Source organism: Turicibacter sp. GALT-G1, assembly GCF_025594995.1.
In the GTDB taxonomy this organism is placed as follows: domain Bacteria; phylum Bacillota_I; class Bacilli_A; order MOL361; family Turicibacteraceae; genus Turicibacter; species Turicibacter bilis.
Genome location: NZ_JAMQUS010000023.1, coordinates 42,564 through 56,397 on the forward strand (window position 1 = coordinate 42,564; position 13,834 = coordinate 56,397).

The window sequence follows — 13,834 nt, forward strand, 5'->3', positions numbered from 1 at the left end:
TAGCAACTCAAAATTTTAAAAGTCTTTAATTAAAAACATATTGATCGTGCGTATAAATATACTTCAAAAGATCGTCATATGTAATAACAGCTTCTATCACGTCCTCTTGACGGCCACTTTCAGTTAACAATAACGCATCTAATTTTTTAGGTGACGCTTGAAAGAGATGCCAAGCCTCATAAACCGTCATCGATGAAGCGATAAATTCATACTGTGATTTTTTTTCAAAGTCTAATAAATCTTTTACTGTCCCTGAAAGCTCAATTGTATTATTTTGAATATGTTTTTGTAACCATTTCGCAATCGCTCTTGAAGTAACTAACCCTATAAACTTATTATTCTCGTAAATAGGAAGTTTCAAAATTTCCTTTTCTCCAGAAAGTTTTAAAACATCTTCAATAGAATCAGTAGCATTAAATTTTATCACTTCCGCTTTAAATACACCTACTGTCGATGGGTCCACTAATTGTTGTTCAATAAATTTAATTCGTTCGACCACTTCATCACTTGGTGTTGCAATCAATTTCTCAAAGTCATCGGTTTGATGCACAATAATATTTCGTAACTTACGGAATAAATGTAACTCATCTAAATAAAGATGAATCATGGGATGCGCCTTTGCCTTATAAAGTAAATCGCTAAACGACACATTGTCATCTGAGTCCGTATATTTCTTCAGATATTTATGTATATGATTAAATGATTCAATGAATACTAGATATCCTTCTTGTTCTACCATTTTTTACACCTCCCGAATATACAACGGTTGATAAGTTAGCACTCCGTTAATATTCGTACTTTCATATAATGTAATATTATCAAGCATCATTTCCTTTTGAATATCAATCCCTCGAGATAAATCAACTGATGGAACTAACAACTTTGCATTTCGACAAAGTGTCACATGAGGCGTATAAATAAACTCCTCTTGAGTCACTAAACGGGCTTCAACTAAAGCATCATGCAAATCCATTGCCACTTTCGTCAACGCTTCATTCGGATGCGTTCCCATATAAATAACGTAACGATTTTTCTTTTTAAAGAAGCCAATATGATCAAGCATCAAGATTATTTTCTCAACATCAATTGAATTGATGATTTCGATCAACTGATTGACACTCGCCTCCTCCATCATCCCTAGAAACTTGAGCGTCAGATGAAAATTATCATAACTCGTATACTTTGCTACTTCACAATATTTCTCCACCATTAACTGAGCATGTTTAAAATAATCTTTTAGCTCCGTGGAAAAACTAATACCAATAAACAATCGTTTCATAACTTCACCTAATTATCTTGTTTTTTATTAGGATACACTAAATCAACTAAAACTATTTGTCATTTTTGCACCAATCTACACTTTCTTTACAAAATTAAAAAAATCTACTTATAAAAAGTAGACTTTATTGATTCGCTTCAAAAACAATAGGTTCTGCTGTTAGCATAACTTTCCCAGCTTTCACTCGAATAACTTCATTGGTTAGTAAATTTTTATATTCACCATCCACTGTATCAACAGAAACCTCTCCTGACTTTAAACCAAAATTAAAAATTGCAATTCGTTTTTTCACCTTTGTATGATACATTAATCGAACCGTATCTAAGACTTCCCCTAATTCAATCGTATAAAATCCATCACGCATAATATCATCTTTTTTTAAAGAAGCTAACTGACACATTAAATCAGCCATTCCTGCTTCATTATAACGTAACCAATCCACCTTATCGATATCAAACAAACTTGGAGTATGCGTACAAAGTGCCTCTTGTCCCGCATAAATCATCGTGGCCCCTTTTTGTAGATACACAAATGCGGTCCACATTTTTAATTGCTCTACCGATTTAACTAGCGAAGCGATCCGTGCCTGATCATGATTCTCTAAGCAACGCAACTTCACATAATTCCCCGGATAAATAACCTCCTGCATTTGCACGCGCTTAATATATTCCCCTAATGGGGCACGTCCAAGTAAATAATCCTTATAGAAAGCAAACACATCATAATCATAACAAATATCAAACGCCTGATACATCTCACAATCACTATGCACCTCAAAACCTTGCGAACGAATATAATTAATAAATCCACCATCGACACTTTCTGCTAGCCAAATGAAGTCGGGATTAATCTCTGCAACCTCACGTCTAGCTCTTAGCCAAAACTCTACTGGTACAAACGATGCCACATCACATCGATATCCATCTACACCCAGTGCTGCCCAGTATTTTAAAGTCTCAATTAATTCATCCCATAACGCGACATCCTTAGAATAATCCAAATCGGTAATATCAGACCAATCACCCACACGGTTTGCGAATTGCCCGTCCTTATTAAGATAGAACCATTCAGGATGCTGGTTTAATAAATAAGAATCTCGAGACGTATGATTATAAACGACATCAATCATTAATTTCATTCCTTGTTTATGCGTTGCTTCAATTAACGCCTTGAAATCTTCAAGTGTTCCATACTCAGGATTAACCTCACGGTAGTTTTGAATCGAATACGGACAACCTAACTCACCTTTCTTATCTTTCTTGCCAATCGGATGAATCGGTAACAAATATAAAATATCTACTCCTAATTGCTTAATTCGCTCTAAATCTCCAATCAGTTCACGAAACGTTCCACTTTCATTATGATTACGATTATATACTTGATAAATCACCGACTGACGTAAAGATAAATTTGTATCCTTTGCCATCTTCTATATCCCTCCTATCATTAACTACTTCTAATTTATTCTCTCGAAAGTCCTTCATGTAAAAAAACATTCGACTTCTTTATGAAGAATAACTCATAAAATATAAAAAAACTCAGGAAAAGTCCTGAGTTTCTAATAAATTAACGTTAAGATATATTGAATTGAAAAACAAGCTGTCATCATCACACAAATTAATGCCACCATCGTAATCCCACGACCTATTCCACCAGCGATTGGAAATCGATTATTAAACCATCCATAAATATTTTGCGTCAATAATCCAACAAATGCAAATGCTAAATAAATTCCCACATGTAAAAGTGCCATTTGTACAAAAAAAGGAATCGTCATAAATAAAGTTGCACCATTTGCCACCACTAAAGCAATCATCGCAGTCATCATATTAACGAAAACAAACTCCGCAGGCTTATAATATGGACGAAATACCTTAAATAAAAAACCAATCATAAAAAATAACATTGGAAAAATCACTAATCCTAACATAAATCTCATCCCCCATAAAATCAATAAACTTTATTCCATCATATCATAACGTCTTCCAAAATAAAAGGGCTACCAAAAAAGGTAACCCGTTAACTAATTGTTATAAAATATAAAATTGTGGATAAGTAAAACATTATTTACAAAGAAAGATCTAACTATTTAAGCTAACGTAAAAATATACTTTTCTCATTAATTGATGCTATAAAAAATCCCGCTATGTGTAGCGGGATTCTCATTTATTATTTTTTACGCATTGTTGGGAATAATAATACGTCACGGATTGTTGGAGAGTTAGTTAATAACATAACTAAACGGTCGATACCAATTCCAAGTCCTCCTGCTGGTGGCATACCATATTCTAATGCTTCGATGTAGTCAATATCCATTTCAGATGCTTCATCGTTTCCTAATGCTTTCTCAGCAAGTTGAGCTTCGAAACGTTCTTTTTGATCGATTGGATCATTTAACTCAGTGAAGGCATTTGCGTACTCACGAGCATCGATGAATAACTCGAAACGATCAGTGAAACGAGGATCTTGAGCATTTTTCTTCGCAAGTGGAGAAACTTCTACTGGATGTCCATAAATGAATGTTGGTTGAACGATTTTTTCTTCAACGAATGTTTCGAAGAATTCGTTGATGATATGTCCAACACCTGTGAAGTGAGCAGGCACTTCTACATTATGTTCTTTAGCGATGGCTTTAGCTTCTTCAAATGTCATTTCTTTGAAGAAATCAACACCTGTAATTTCTTTAATAGCTTCAACCATGTGCCAACGTTTCCATCCAACTGCTAAGTTGATTTCATGTCCACCGTAAGGCACAGTCGTTGTTCCTAAAACTTCTTGTGCGATATGAGCAATCATATTTTCAGTTAAATCCATCATTGTTTCCATATCACCGTAAGCTTCATATAACTCAATTGAAGTGAACTCAGGGTTATGACGAACTGAAATCCCTTCATTACGGAAGATACGTCCGATTTCATAAACTTTTTCTAATCCACCAACTAATAAACGTTTTAAATGTAACTCAGTTGCAATACGTAAATATAAATCCATATCTAATGTATTATGGTGAGTTTCGAATGGACGAGCTGCAGCTCCACCTAATGTGGTATGTAAAATTGGAGTTTCAACTTCTAAATATCCTAAATTATCTAAATAACGGCGCATTGCAGTAATTACACGAGTACGTGTAATGAACGTTTGTTTACTTTCTTCGTTCATGATTAAATCAACATAACGACGACGGTAACGCTCTTCAACGTCAGTTAATCCATGATATTTTTCTGGTAATGGGCGTAACGCTTTTGTTAATGGTGTATATTCTTTAACTTTAATTGATAACTCACCAACTTTAGTTTTGAATACAACTCCGCGTACCCCAACAATATCACCTAAGTCAGCTTTTGTGAAGAAATTATAAGCTTCTTCACCAACTGCATCTTGGCGTACATAAATTTGAACTTGACCTTTAACGTCTTGGATATGAGCAAAACCAGCTTTCCCTTTTCCGCGTTTTGTACGGATACGTCCAGCGATTGCTACTTCAATTTCTTTTTCTTCTAATTCTTCTTTAGAGAACGCCCCAAACTCTTCAACTAACTCTGAAGATAAATGAGTACGATCGAATCGTTGTCCAAATGGATCAATTCCGTTTTGACGTAAATCTTCCATTTTGTCACGTCTAACTTGTAATTGATCGTTGATTTCAGTTGTCGACATCTGAATCACTCCATCTATATAACTATTTTTTCATTTTTTCATTATAACATGTTAAAGCACATTTTGTCTTAATTATTGTCTATTTAGGCAAAAAATATTCAGTTCATATTAAAAAGGCAGTGTCAAATACTGACACTACCTACTCCTCAAATAAATAACCACTTAACCTCAAAAAATCGACACCCTCAATAATCGAATATCACATGGTTATTCAACCTCCATTATAAAACTAAATATCTAAAAAAACAACCCCAAACAGGAAGCGTTTACCAAAAATAGCAAACTTGTTTTAGAGTAGGTGAGCTGCTATAATACTTGTAATAAAATGGTAATTCAGGAGGTTGTTTAATGGAAACATACAAAACAACAGGCGTCTGTGCCAAAGAAATTCAATTTGAAGTTGAAGATAACAAAATCAAAAGTGTTAACTTTATCGGGGGATGTCCAGGAAATTTAATTGGAATCTCACACCTTGTAAAAGGAATGGAAGTGGAGGAAGCAATTAATAAGCTAAAAGGCATTCCATGCCGTACAAAAGAGACATCATGTCCAGATCAACTTGCACAAGCCTTAGAAAACTATTTACAACAAAAATAAAACCAGTCTCTAGGACTGGTTTTATTTTTATTTCTTTTTCTCAAAGTAATTAATCATTTGAAATGAAACAAACATAGAAAGAATAACTCCAAAAAACAGGACATTATTTCGCGCTAAATTAATTACCCCATTAATATCAAGTACAACAATAACAATAGAAGCAACTAACCAAAATAACGCTAAAATCCCCTTCATCCTTTTAAAACTCATCTTCACATCCCCCTTTTCCTTATTATATCAATAAAAAAGCAGCATCACTCAGACATTGCTTTTGAAACCCTTTACTGATTCTAAAAATTTCAGAAATTTAGATATCCATGATAAGTTTATTCAGATACTAATCGCTTTTCTCCTACAATTTGCTGAATTTCTTTAATATCCTGTGTCACCTCTAATACTCCTAAATATTCTCCCTTATCATTACGAACAGCATAATAGCGGATTAAAACAAATTTATCACCTAATTTAATCCAAAAATCTTCTTGATCTTTACGACCTGTTTTAAAATCATTGACAATTTTCTCTACAATATGAACACTTGCTGGTGGATGACAGTTTGATACATTTCTTCCGATAATCGATCTAGTACGAATAAATGTTCTTTCTTTTCCTTCTGAAAAATATTTTACAAAATCATCTTTATCCACAAAAGTAATATCAAAAGGAAGTGTATTTAACATACACGTTAATTGTTCAGTAGTAAAAATTCCAGATGGCAATTTAATTAGTCCTTCTTGAACGTTTTCTTCTTCTTTTACTACAGCATCTTTAGTAGGAATAACAGGATTCCATTCAGATACCTTCTTAATTAAAAATCCAATTTCATGGCTTTCATCTGCGATTTTTTTCCATTCCTCTTGTGTTAAATGATCTAACAACATTGGAGCCATAATATTTTCTTCTTTAAAAATCATTTCCTCCACTCTAGTCATAACATCTTCTATTTTTTGAGTTATAACAGAGTCTACTTTAGAATCTTGCTCAAGTAACGTTTTAATTTCTTTAATATCTGCACGAATTTCATCATCAACTCCCCACATAACTTGTGGAGGAGCAACAATACCGTATTTCTCCATATACGGGAAAAATAAATTTTCCTTCTTCTGATAATGAAGTTCTATTTGAGAAAGATGATTAACTCCCTCTAATAAATATTTATAACTTTCTTCACCATCTAAATTTTTAAGATAAGGTTTAATTTCTTGATTCATAATTCGACTAATCGCTAAATTTTCTCTCATTAAAGTATTTAATGGATGCCCAGGAATAAGAATAGCATTTGATGGATGTTGGTGAATTTCTTCAATTGTTCCTTTAAAAACAGATGCATGAACATCACAAAGTCGTTGAATTTCTGAAGCTGAAACCCCCTCTGCAATTAACGCAGCTTCTGCTGTGGTAATTTCTGAAGCTGAGACATCCTCAAATGCTTCTTCAAACTGTTGTTTAACTTCTTCAACAGTTTTTCCCTCATGTAACTGCTTAATAATATTCTTAATTGTTTGTTTTCTCATTTCACTATTATTGATAAATTCACTCATATAAGGCCTCCTTTTAACGATGTAATAAATAACCTTTATCTAATAACGTTTGTTCAATTACTTCAAAATCAATTCTTTTCATAGTAGCGCCCTTACGAAGTGTCATGACTTTGCCAACTGTATTAATCATTCCTGGCTTTACAATATCATGAAGTCCTAATTGATATAAAATATCTAATATTTCTGGATACTTCATATATATTTCATAAACTGGTTCATTTAAATCAATTATTTTGTTCATCATTTCCCTCTATTCTTGAAATACTTCATCTAGTTTTAATTATTTACAATCGTAACAATGATCTTACTTTCTTCTTTAGCCATAACTTGATGTTTAATTTTCGCATCAAAGGGTAAAATATCGCCTTGATTTAATAAATAGTTATCTCCGTTATCAAAACTAATTTCAACAACACCATTTACAACTTGAATAAATGCAGATGCTTCATGGGAATGTTTAGGAATTTCATCACCTGCTTCTAATGCGAAACACACGACTTTAAACTGACTATTATTAATTAATAATTCTTTTGAATTTACCGCATTAAGATTTTTAACTTTAGATTCTTGTTGACTCATAATAAACATACCTCCTGATTAAATTAAATTGACTTAGTAATATCTTGTCCTGGTGCAAATAACTCATAATGAATATTTTCAGGTGTAACCCCTAATTCAATTAAATAATGATATATACTTCTCATAAATTCCACAGGTCCACAGAAATAAAACACCGAATTAAGATTCACATTTTCTTGTAACCATTCTTTTGATAAACGTCCCTTTAAATCAAATCTCCTTTGTGCTTCATCTGCTAATAACGGACGTGTATAAACGGTTGTAATCTTTAAATTTTCATGATTATTAGCTAATTTTTCAATTTCCTCTTCGAACGCATGGTAGTTTGAATTTGGTGAGCTATAGATTAAATGCACAGCTGGATGTGACTCAACAGCTTTATATGCCATTGTCAGCATTGGGGTAATTCCAATTCCGCCACCTATTAAGACAACAGACTTTCCATCATCTTTTAAAACAAACTTTCCTGTTGGAGCTGAAATCTTTACTAAATCTCCTTTATGAACCGTATCACATAGTTTTTTACTTACATCACCTTCAGGCTCTCTTTTAACACTAATTTTAAAATATTTACCATTCGAAACACTTGATAGCGTATATTGTCTTGGTCTTGACCAAGTTCTATCTTCATTTTGCACACGAATAGCAATAAACTGTCCTGGTAAATAATCTGGTAACTTCTCATCATCTGGTGAAGTTAAATAAAATGAATAAATATATTCATTTTCTGCTACTTTATCACTTACAATAAATTCTTTAAAACCTTTCCATACACTCATTTTGTATGCTCCTATTCTCCTATAAATTAATAACAGTTGATTTAATATGTGTCATCGATTCAATCGAATAAGCGATTCCTTGGACTCCAACACCTGAATTTTTAATACCCAAGAATGGTAAATGATCAGGACCACGCTCAGTACGGTTATTAACTTGAACTGTTCCAACCTCAAGCTTTTTGGCTACTTCAAATGCTTTATTCAGATTTACGGTAAAGACTGAACTTTGTAATCCGTATTCGGAAGCATTAGCAACTTCAATTGCCTCTTCTAGTGATTTAACACGAATAATAGGTAGTACAGGACCAAATGGTTCTTCCCAAGCAATTCTCATATCTAGAGTAACAAAATCAAATAATGTCGGTTGAATAAGATTTGCATCACGTTTACCACCATAAAGTAGCGTTGCACCTTTTTCTTTTGCATCCTCAATAAGTCCCCATACAAAATCAGCTGAACTATTATCAATAAGAGGAACAACATCTAAATTCTCCTCATCTAAAGGATTTCCTATTTTTAATTTTTTAATATGATTCATCATTTTAGAAATCAATTCATCTGCGACATCTTCTAAGACTAGAACACGCTTAATAGCTGTACAACGTTGACCTGAATAAGAAAAAGCTCCTGAAATAATTTGACTAGCTGCTAATTCTAAATCAGCGTCTTCTAATACAATGGCAGCATCTTTTCCACCTAACTCCATTAGTAAAGGAATCATCTCCACTTGTTTTGCAATATGTTTACCAATCGCTGTACTTCCTGTAAAATTAATAAAATTAATATCAGGATGTGTCACAACATAATCGCCAATCTCACTGCCTTTTCCCGTTACAATACTTACGACATGATCTGGTAATCCTGCTTCATTAAACAGCCTCTTTAAGAATGTTCCACATAAACTTCCTTGAGTAGCTGGCTTAAATACTACCGTATTTCCACCCATTAAAGCTGGTGCGATTTTCGAAATAGCTAAGTTAATTGGATAATTAAACGGTGAAATAGCAAGTACAATCCCTATTGGCTCTCGACTTGTAATTGCAAATTTCCCTTTTTTAGCCCCTTCTACAATATCAGCTGGAATTGCTTGTCCATATATATTTTTAGCTGTTTCAATCGTATATCGAATTAAATCCGCCGTTCTTAAAACTTCTGATTTAGCACTTTTTCGATCTTTCCCAACCTCTTTCATCAATAAATTGACTAACTCGTCATGATATTTAATCAATAAATGGGCTACCTTATATAAATATTCACCACGTTCATATAATGAAGTTTGTGCCCATTGCTTTGATACTTGTTTAGTCTGCTTAATCACTTCATCAACTTCAGCTTTTGATAAAGCTGGAACCTCACCAATTACTGCGTTATTTAAAGGTGATGTTATCTTTATAACTTTGTTTGAATTCATTTTAATCATCTCTCTTTATAATTTAAATTTGAATCTACTTTGCTGATAACCGTATTATAATCAAAATCAAAATTCAAAAATATGATTCAAATCAAAATTTAATTAACTCTCCTAAATTCTGAAGTTCTATTGCTTTAGTACAAAAGTATATAATTATAAGTTTTATACTATTTGGTATTACAGTATAAGTAACACCTTGTTTCATGACATAAAAAAAAGAGGCATCAAGTCTCTGTCCTGTTAAAATATTATCGACTAACCAAGACTGAAAAGATAAGATTTGATGTCTCACTCGTATTTATTAGAAAACTTTTAACTATTAAAGATATAAATATATTTTTCAATGATTAGATGCCTTGTTGCAAGCAAGATTTTAAATCCTCATCTGGAGTACTGATAGGTCTTAAATCAAACGTATCAACTAAATATTGTAGTACATTAGGACTTAAAAAGGCAGGTAATGTTGGGCCTAAATAGATTCCCTTGATACCTAATGATAATAAGGCTAGTAAATCTGCTACTGCCTTTTGTTCATACCAAGAGAGAATAATTGATAAGGGTAAAGCATTAACATCGGTGTCAAATGCATCGGCTAAAGCTGTTGCAATTCTTACGGCAGAATAAGCATCATTACATTGACCTACATCTAGAAGTCGTGGAAGTCCAGCTACTTCCCCAAATTTCAACTTATTAAATCTATATTTACCACAGGCTAGCGTTAAGATGGCACAGTCATCCGGTACTTTTTTCGCAAATTCTGTATAATAATTTCTACCTGGTCTTGCCCCATCACATCCTCCAATTAAGAAGAAATGTCGAATTTTTCCTTCCTTAACTGCATTAACAATCGTTTCTGCATGACTTAAGGTAGCGTGATGTCCAAATCCAACTAAGATTTCATAAGGTTCTTGATCCTCTTCATAACCTCCAAGTTCTAAAGCTTTATTGATTATTTCACTAAAATCCTTTTCTCCGTTTTCATTCTTACCAATATGTTTGACACCATCCCAACCTACTACACTGGTCGTAAAGATTCTATCTTTATAGTTATCCCTCGGTCTCATTAAACAGTTTGTTGTCATTAAAATACAACCTGGTATATTATCAAATTCTTTTTGTTGATCTTGCCACGCACCACCGAAGTTTCCAACTAAATGAGGATATTTTTTCAATTCTGGATATCCATGACTAGGAATCATCTCTCCATGAGTATAAATATTTATTCCTTTACCTTCTGTTTGTTTTAATAACATATCTAAGTCTTTCAAGTCGTGCCCAGATACGATGATAAATGGCCCCTTTTTAAGATGAACATTTACTTTATGAGGTGATGGATTTTTATAGACAGTTGTATTCGCTTCATCTAACTTCTTCATAACAGCAACACTCATATCGCCAGTTCTCATCGTCCATCGAATTAATTCTTCCACCGATAAACTATCATCAGTCGTTGCTTCCAGTGCTCTCACATAAAAGTTATCAACTTCATCATCATAATATCCGAGTTCCCTTGCCTGGTGTCCATAAGCACTGATCCCTTTTAATCCATATATTATTGTTTGTCTTAATGAACGAATATCAGGATCAAGGTTTTGATCATACATAATTCCTGCTTTTTTGGCATCCTTAAGCATTTCTGACCTTGTCTCGCTTAAATTGTAAGTCGCATGCTCTGTATCATTATTAATATTTCCTACCTGTTTTCTTAACTGTTCCTTTATTCTTTGGGATTCTTTTAACATTTCAACATGAACATCAGCATCAAAGTTGACATTAGTTAGTGTTGTAAATAAGGAATTTTCAATAAATGTGATAATTTCTTTATCAACATTTTGACCCTGCTCAATAATTTCTTTTGCATAACAACTGATTCCTTTTATTTGGAATATGAGTAAATCTTGAAGAGCTGCTACTTCTGGTGTCTTACCACATACCCCTAATTTTGTACATCCTTTTCCACCCGCTGTTTGCTCACATTGGTAGCAAAACATAGGGTATTCCATTGCCATGTTATTTTCCACACAAGAACCTCCTTAAATATATACAATTACAGTTCATAGTATTGATTATCTTTGTCTCAACTATCCTTAAGGAGTTAACCCTTTTATAGGCATTGAGAACAGCACTTCTTCTACTAAAAAAATATCATATTTAATACTTCACGTTAAAATTGAAATAAAGAAACCCCATTGATGTGACTTGGGATTCAACACTTTTTACATTTTTATCATGAATAATTCAGGATAAAAAGTATATTTTTTTCTATTTTTGATTTCAATCACATTTATTTTTATTTTACTTCAATAAAATAACGTTGATAAATTAAGAAGAGGTGAAAATATGGATATGTTTTGTAATCAATGTCAAGAAGCGGCAAAGGGAATTGGGTGTACAGTATTTGGCGTTTGTGGAAAATCACCTGAGCTAACTGCTTTAATGGATACATTTATTTATTCATTAATTGGATTATCTAGTTTAGCTCAAGAAGTAAATGCACAAGGAGATCAAACAAGCGAGGTTGATTTATTCGTTACAGAAGGTTTATTTGCAACGATTACTAACGCAAATTTTGACGAAGAAGAATTTGTGAAACGTATTAAAAAAAGCTTCAGTTTACGTAAGCAGTTGAAAGAAAAATTAAACAATCATCACCTTCCAATTTTGTCACATGATATTGTTAACTTTGAAGCTCATGATAAACAAAGTATGATAGCAAAAGCTTTATCAGTTGCTATTCATTCATCAACAGACGATGAAGATATTCGTTCATTACGTGAATTAATCTTATTCGGACTTAAAGGCTTAGCAGCCTATGCATCTCATGCTGAAAAATTAGGATTTATAGATTCTGAAGTGTTTGCTCAAATGCATCGCTTTATGGCCTCATTAATTAATCCACAATTAGATGTAGCTACTTATACAACACTAGCACTTGAATTAGGAACTGTCGGAGTTTCTGCTATGGCACTTCTTGATCAAGCTAACACCTCATCATTTGGACATCCAGAAATGACAAAAGTTAATATTGGTGTTAGAAACCGTCCGGGTATCTTAATTACGGGACATGACTTACACGATATTAAACAATTATTAGAACAAACAAAAGATACAGGAATTGATATCTATACTCATAGTGAAATGTTACCTGCTCACTACTATCCAGAACTTAAAAAATACTCTCACTTAGTTGGGAACTATGGGAATGCTTGGCATGAACAAACAAAAGAATTCGAAACTTTTAATGGACCTATTGTCTTTACAACAAATTGTTTAGTTCCACCTCGTAAAGGATGCACTTATACTGATCGTGTTTATACGACAGGAAATACAGGACATCCCGACTTTAAAGTGATTCCTATGTTAGGAGATGGTTCAAAAGATTTTAGTCTTGTTATTGAACATGCGTTAAAATGCCCGCCTCCTACTCAAATTGAAGAGGGTGAAATTATTGGTGGATTTGCTCACAATCAAGTATTAGCACTTGCTGATTCAGTTGTCAGCTCCATTCAAGAGGGTTCAATTAAGAACTTTGTTGTCATGGGAGGATGTGATGGTCGTCATAAAGAACGTACTTACTATAAAGACTTTGCACAAGAATTACCTAATGACTCTGTCATTTTAACGGCGGGATGTGCCAAATATAAATACAATAAATTAAATCTTGGCGACATCAATGGAATTCCTCGTGTATTAGATGCTGGACAATGTAATGACTCATACTCATTAGTTGTTATTGCCTTAAAATTAAAAGAAGCATTAGGATTAGATGATATTAATGACTTACCAATTGCTTATAATATTGCTTGGTATGAACAAAAAGCTGTTATCGTTTTATTAGCTTTATTATCACTAGGAGTTAAAAATATTCATTTAGGCCCTACTTTACCAGCCTTCTTATCACCAAATGTGATTAACGTCTTAGTTGAAAATTTCGCAATTGGTGGAATTTCAACAGTAGAAGAAGACTTGAAACTTCTATTAAAATAATTTT

At 33.1% G+C, this 13,834-nt stretch carries 14 protein-coding genes; 2 read left to right on the forward strand and 12 right to left on the reverse strand.

Features of this window, described 5'->3' with window-relative positions; translation table 11 throughout:
- Positions 1 to 25 precede the first annotated feature (25 nt).
- The 5 genes from NEH74_RS04275 to lysS form a co-directional block, all read right to left on the reverse strand.
- Positions 26 to 739 carry a CBS domain-containing protein gene (locus tag NEH74_RS04275; protein ID WP_055305273.1) on the reverse strand — a complete coding sequence of 238 codons (714 nt, stop codon included), beginning with the start codon at positions 737 to 739 and terminating at the stop codon, positions 26 to 28.
- Positions 740 to 742: 3 nt separating this feature from the next.
- Positions 743 to 1,279 carry an RNA 2',3'-cyclic phosphodiesterase gene (gene thpR, locus NEH74_RS04280; protein ID WP_055243493.1) on the reverse strand — a complete coding sequence of 179 codons (537 nt, stop codon included), beginning with the start codon at positions 1,277 to 1,279 and terminating at the stop codon, positions 743 to 745.
- Positions 1,280 to 1,403: 124 nt separating this feature from the next.
- The gene (locus NEH74_RS04285; RefSeq protein WP_055275499.1) at positions 1,404 to 2,705 is read right to left on the reverse strand and encodes an alpha-amylase family glycosyl hydrolase; all 1,302 of its coding nucleotides are present in this window, start codon (positions 2,703 to 2,705) and stop codon (positions 1,404 to 1,406) included.
- A gap of 132 nt (positions 2,706 to 2,837) precedes the next feature.
- Positions 2,838 to 3,209: a hypothetical protein gene (locus NEH74_RS04290; protein ID WP_055305275.1), complete on the reverse strand. Its 372-nt coding sequence runs from the start codon at positions 3,207 to 3,209 to the stop codon at positions 2,838 to 2,840.
- A gap of 239 nt (positions 3,210 to 3,448) precedes the next feature.
- Positions 3,449 to 4,936, reverse strand: coding sequence for a lysine--tRNA ligase (lysS, locus tag NEH74_RS04295; RefSeq protein WP_055305277.1), 1,488 nt, complete (start codon positions 4,934 to 4,936; stop codon positions 3,449 to 3,451).
- Between the two features lie 348 nt (positions 4,937 to 5,284).
- Here lysS and NEH74_RS04300 point away from each other — a divergent pair, with 348 nt between their 5' ends.
- Positions 5,285 to 5,533, forward strand: coding sequence for a TIGR03905 family TSCPD domain-containing protein (locus NEH74_RS04300; protein WP_055305278.1), 249 nt, complete (start codon positions 5,285 to 5,287; stop codon positions 5,531 to 5,533).
- A gap of 27 nt (positions 5,534 to 5,560) precedes the next feature.
- On the opposite strand, the gene NEH74_RS04305 is transcribed toward NEH74_RS04300, so the two are convergent.
- The 7 genes from NEH74_RS04305 to hcp (NEH74_RS04335) form a co-directional block, all read right to left on the reverse strand.
- Positions 5,561 to 5,743, reverse strand: coding sequence for a hypothetical protein (locus NEH74_RS04305; protein ID WP_055305279.1), 183 nt, complete (start codon positions 5,741 to 5,743; stop codon positions 5,561 to 5,563).
- 116 nt (positions 5,744 to 5,859) lie between these two features.
- Positions 5,860 to 7,074: a DUF438 domain-containing protein gene (locus NEH74_RS04310; RefSeq protein ID WP_055305280.1), complete on the reverse strand. Its 1,215-nt coding sequence runs from the start codon at positions 7,072 to 7,074 to the stop codon at positions 5,860 to 5,862.
- Between the two features lie 13 nt (positions 7,075 to 7,087).
- Positions 7,088 to 7,315, reverse strand: a complete 228-nt coding sequence (locus tag NEH74_RS04315) for a DUF1858 domain-containing protein (protein WP_055305281.1) — start codon at positions 7,313 to 7,315, stop codon at positions 7,088 to 7,090.
- 35 nt (positions 7,316 to 7,350) lie between these two features.
- On the reverse strand, positions 7,351 to 7,653 hold the full coding sequence (locus NEH74_RS04320) for a cupin domain-containing protein (protein ID WP_055305282.1): 303 nt from the start codon (positions 7,651 to 7,653) through the stop codon (positions 7,351 to 7,353).
- Positions 7,654 to 7,676: 23 nt separating this feature from the next.
- On the reverse strand, positions 7,677 to 8,432 hold the full coding sequence (locus tag NEH74_RS04325) for an FAD-binding oxidoreductase (protein WP_055305283.1): 756 nt from the start codon (positions 8,430 to 8,432) through the stop codon (positions 7,677 to 7,679).
- Between the two features lie 19 nt (positions 8,433 to 8,451).
- Positions 8,452 to 9,843 (reverse strand): NADP-dependent glyceraldehyde-3-phosphate dehydrogenase, encoded by a 1,392-nt coding sequence (locus NEH74_RS04330; RefSeq protein WP_317452425.1) that lies wholly within the window; start codon positions 9,841 to 9,843, stop codon positions 8,452 to 8,454.
- A gap of 347 nt (positions 9,844 to 10,190) precedes the next feature.
- On the reverse strand, positions 10,191 to 11,864 hold the full coding sequence (gene hcp / locus NEH74_RS04335; protein WP_238581274.1) for a hydroxylamine reductase: 1,674 nt from the start codon (positions 11,862 to 11,864) through the stop codon (positions 10,191 to 10,193).
- 319 nt (positions 11,865 to 12,183) lie between these two features.
- Between hcp (NEH74_RS04335) and hcp (NEH74_RS04340) the strand changes: the two genes are divergently transcribed.
- Positions 12,184 to 13,830, forward strand: a complete 1,647-nt coding sequence (gene hcp, locus NEH74_RS04340) for a hydroxylamine reductase (RefSeq protein ID WP_055305285.1) — start codon at positions 12,184 to 12,186, stop codon at positions 13,828 to 13,830.
- The last annotated feature ends 4 nt before the right edge of the window (positions 13,831 to 13,834 follow it).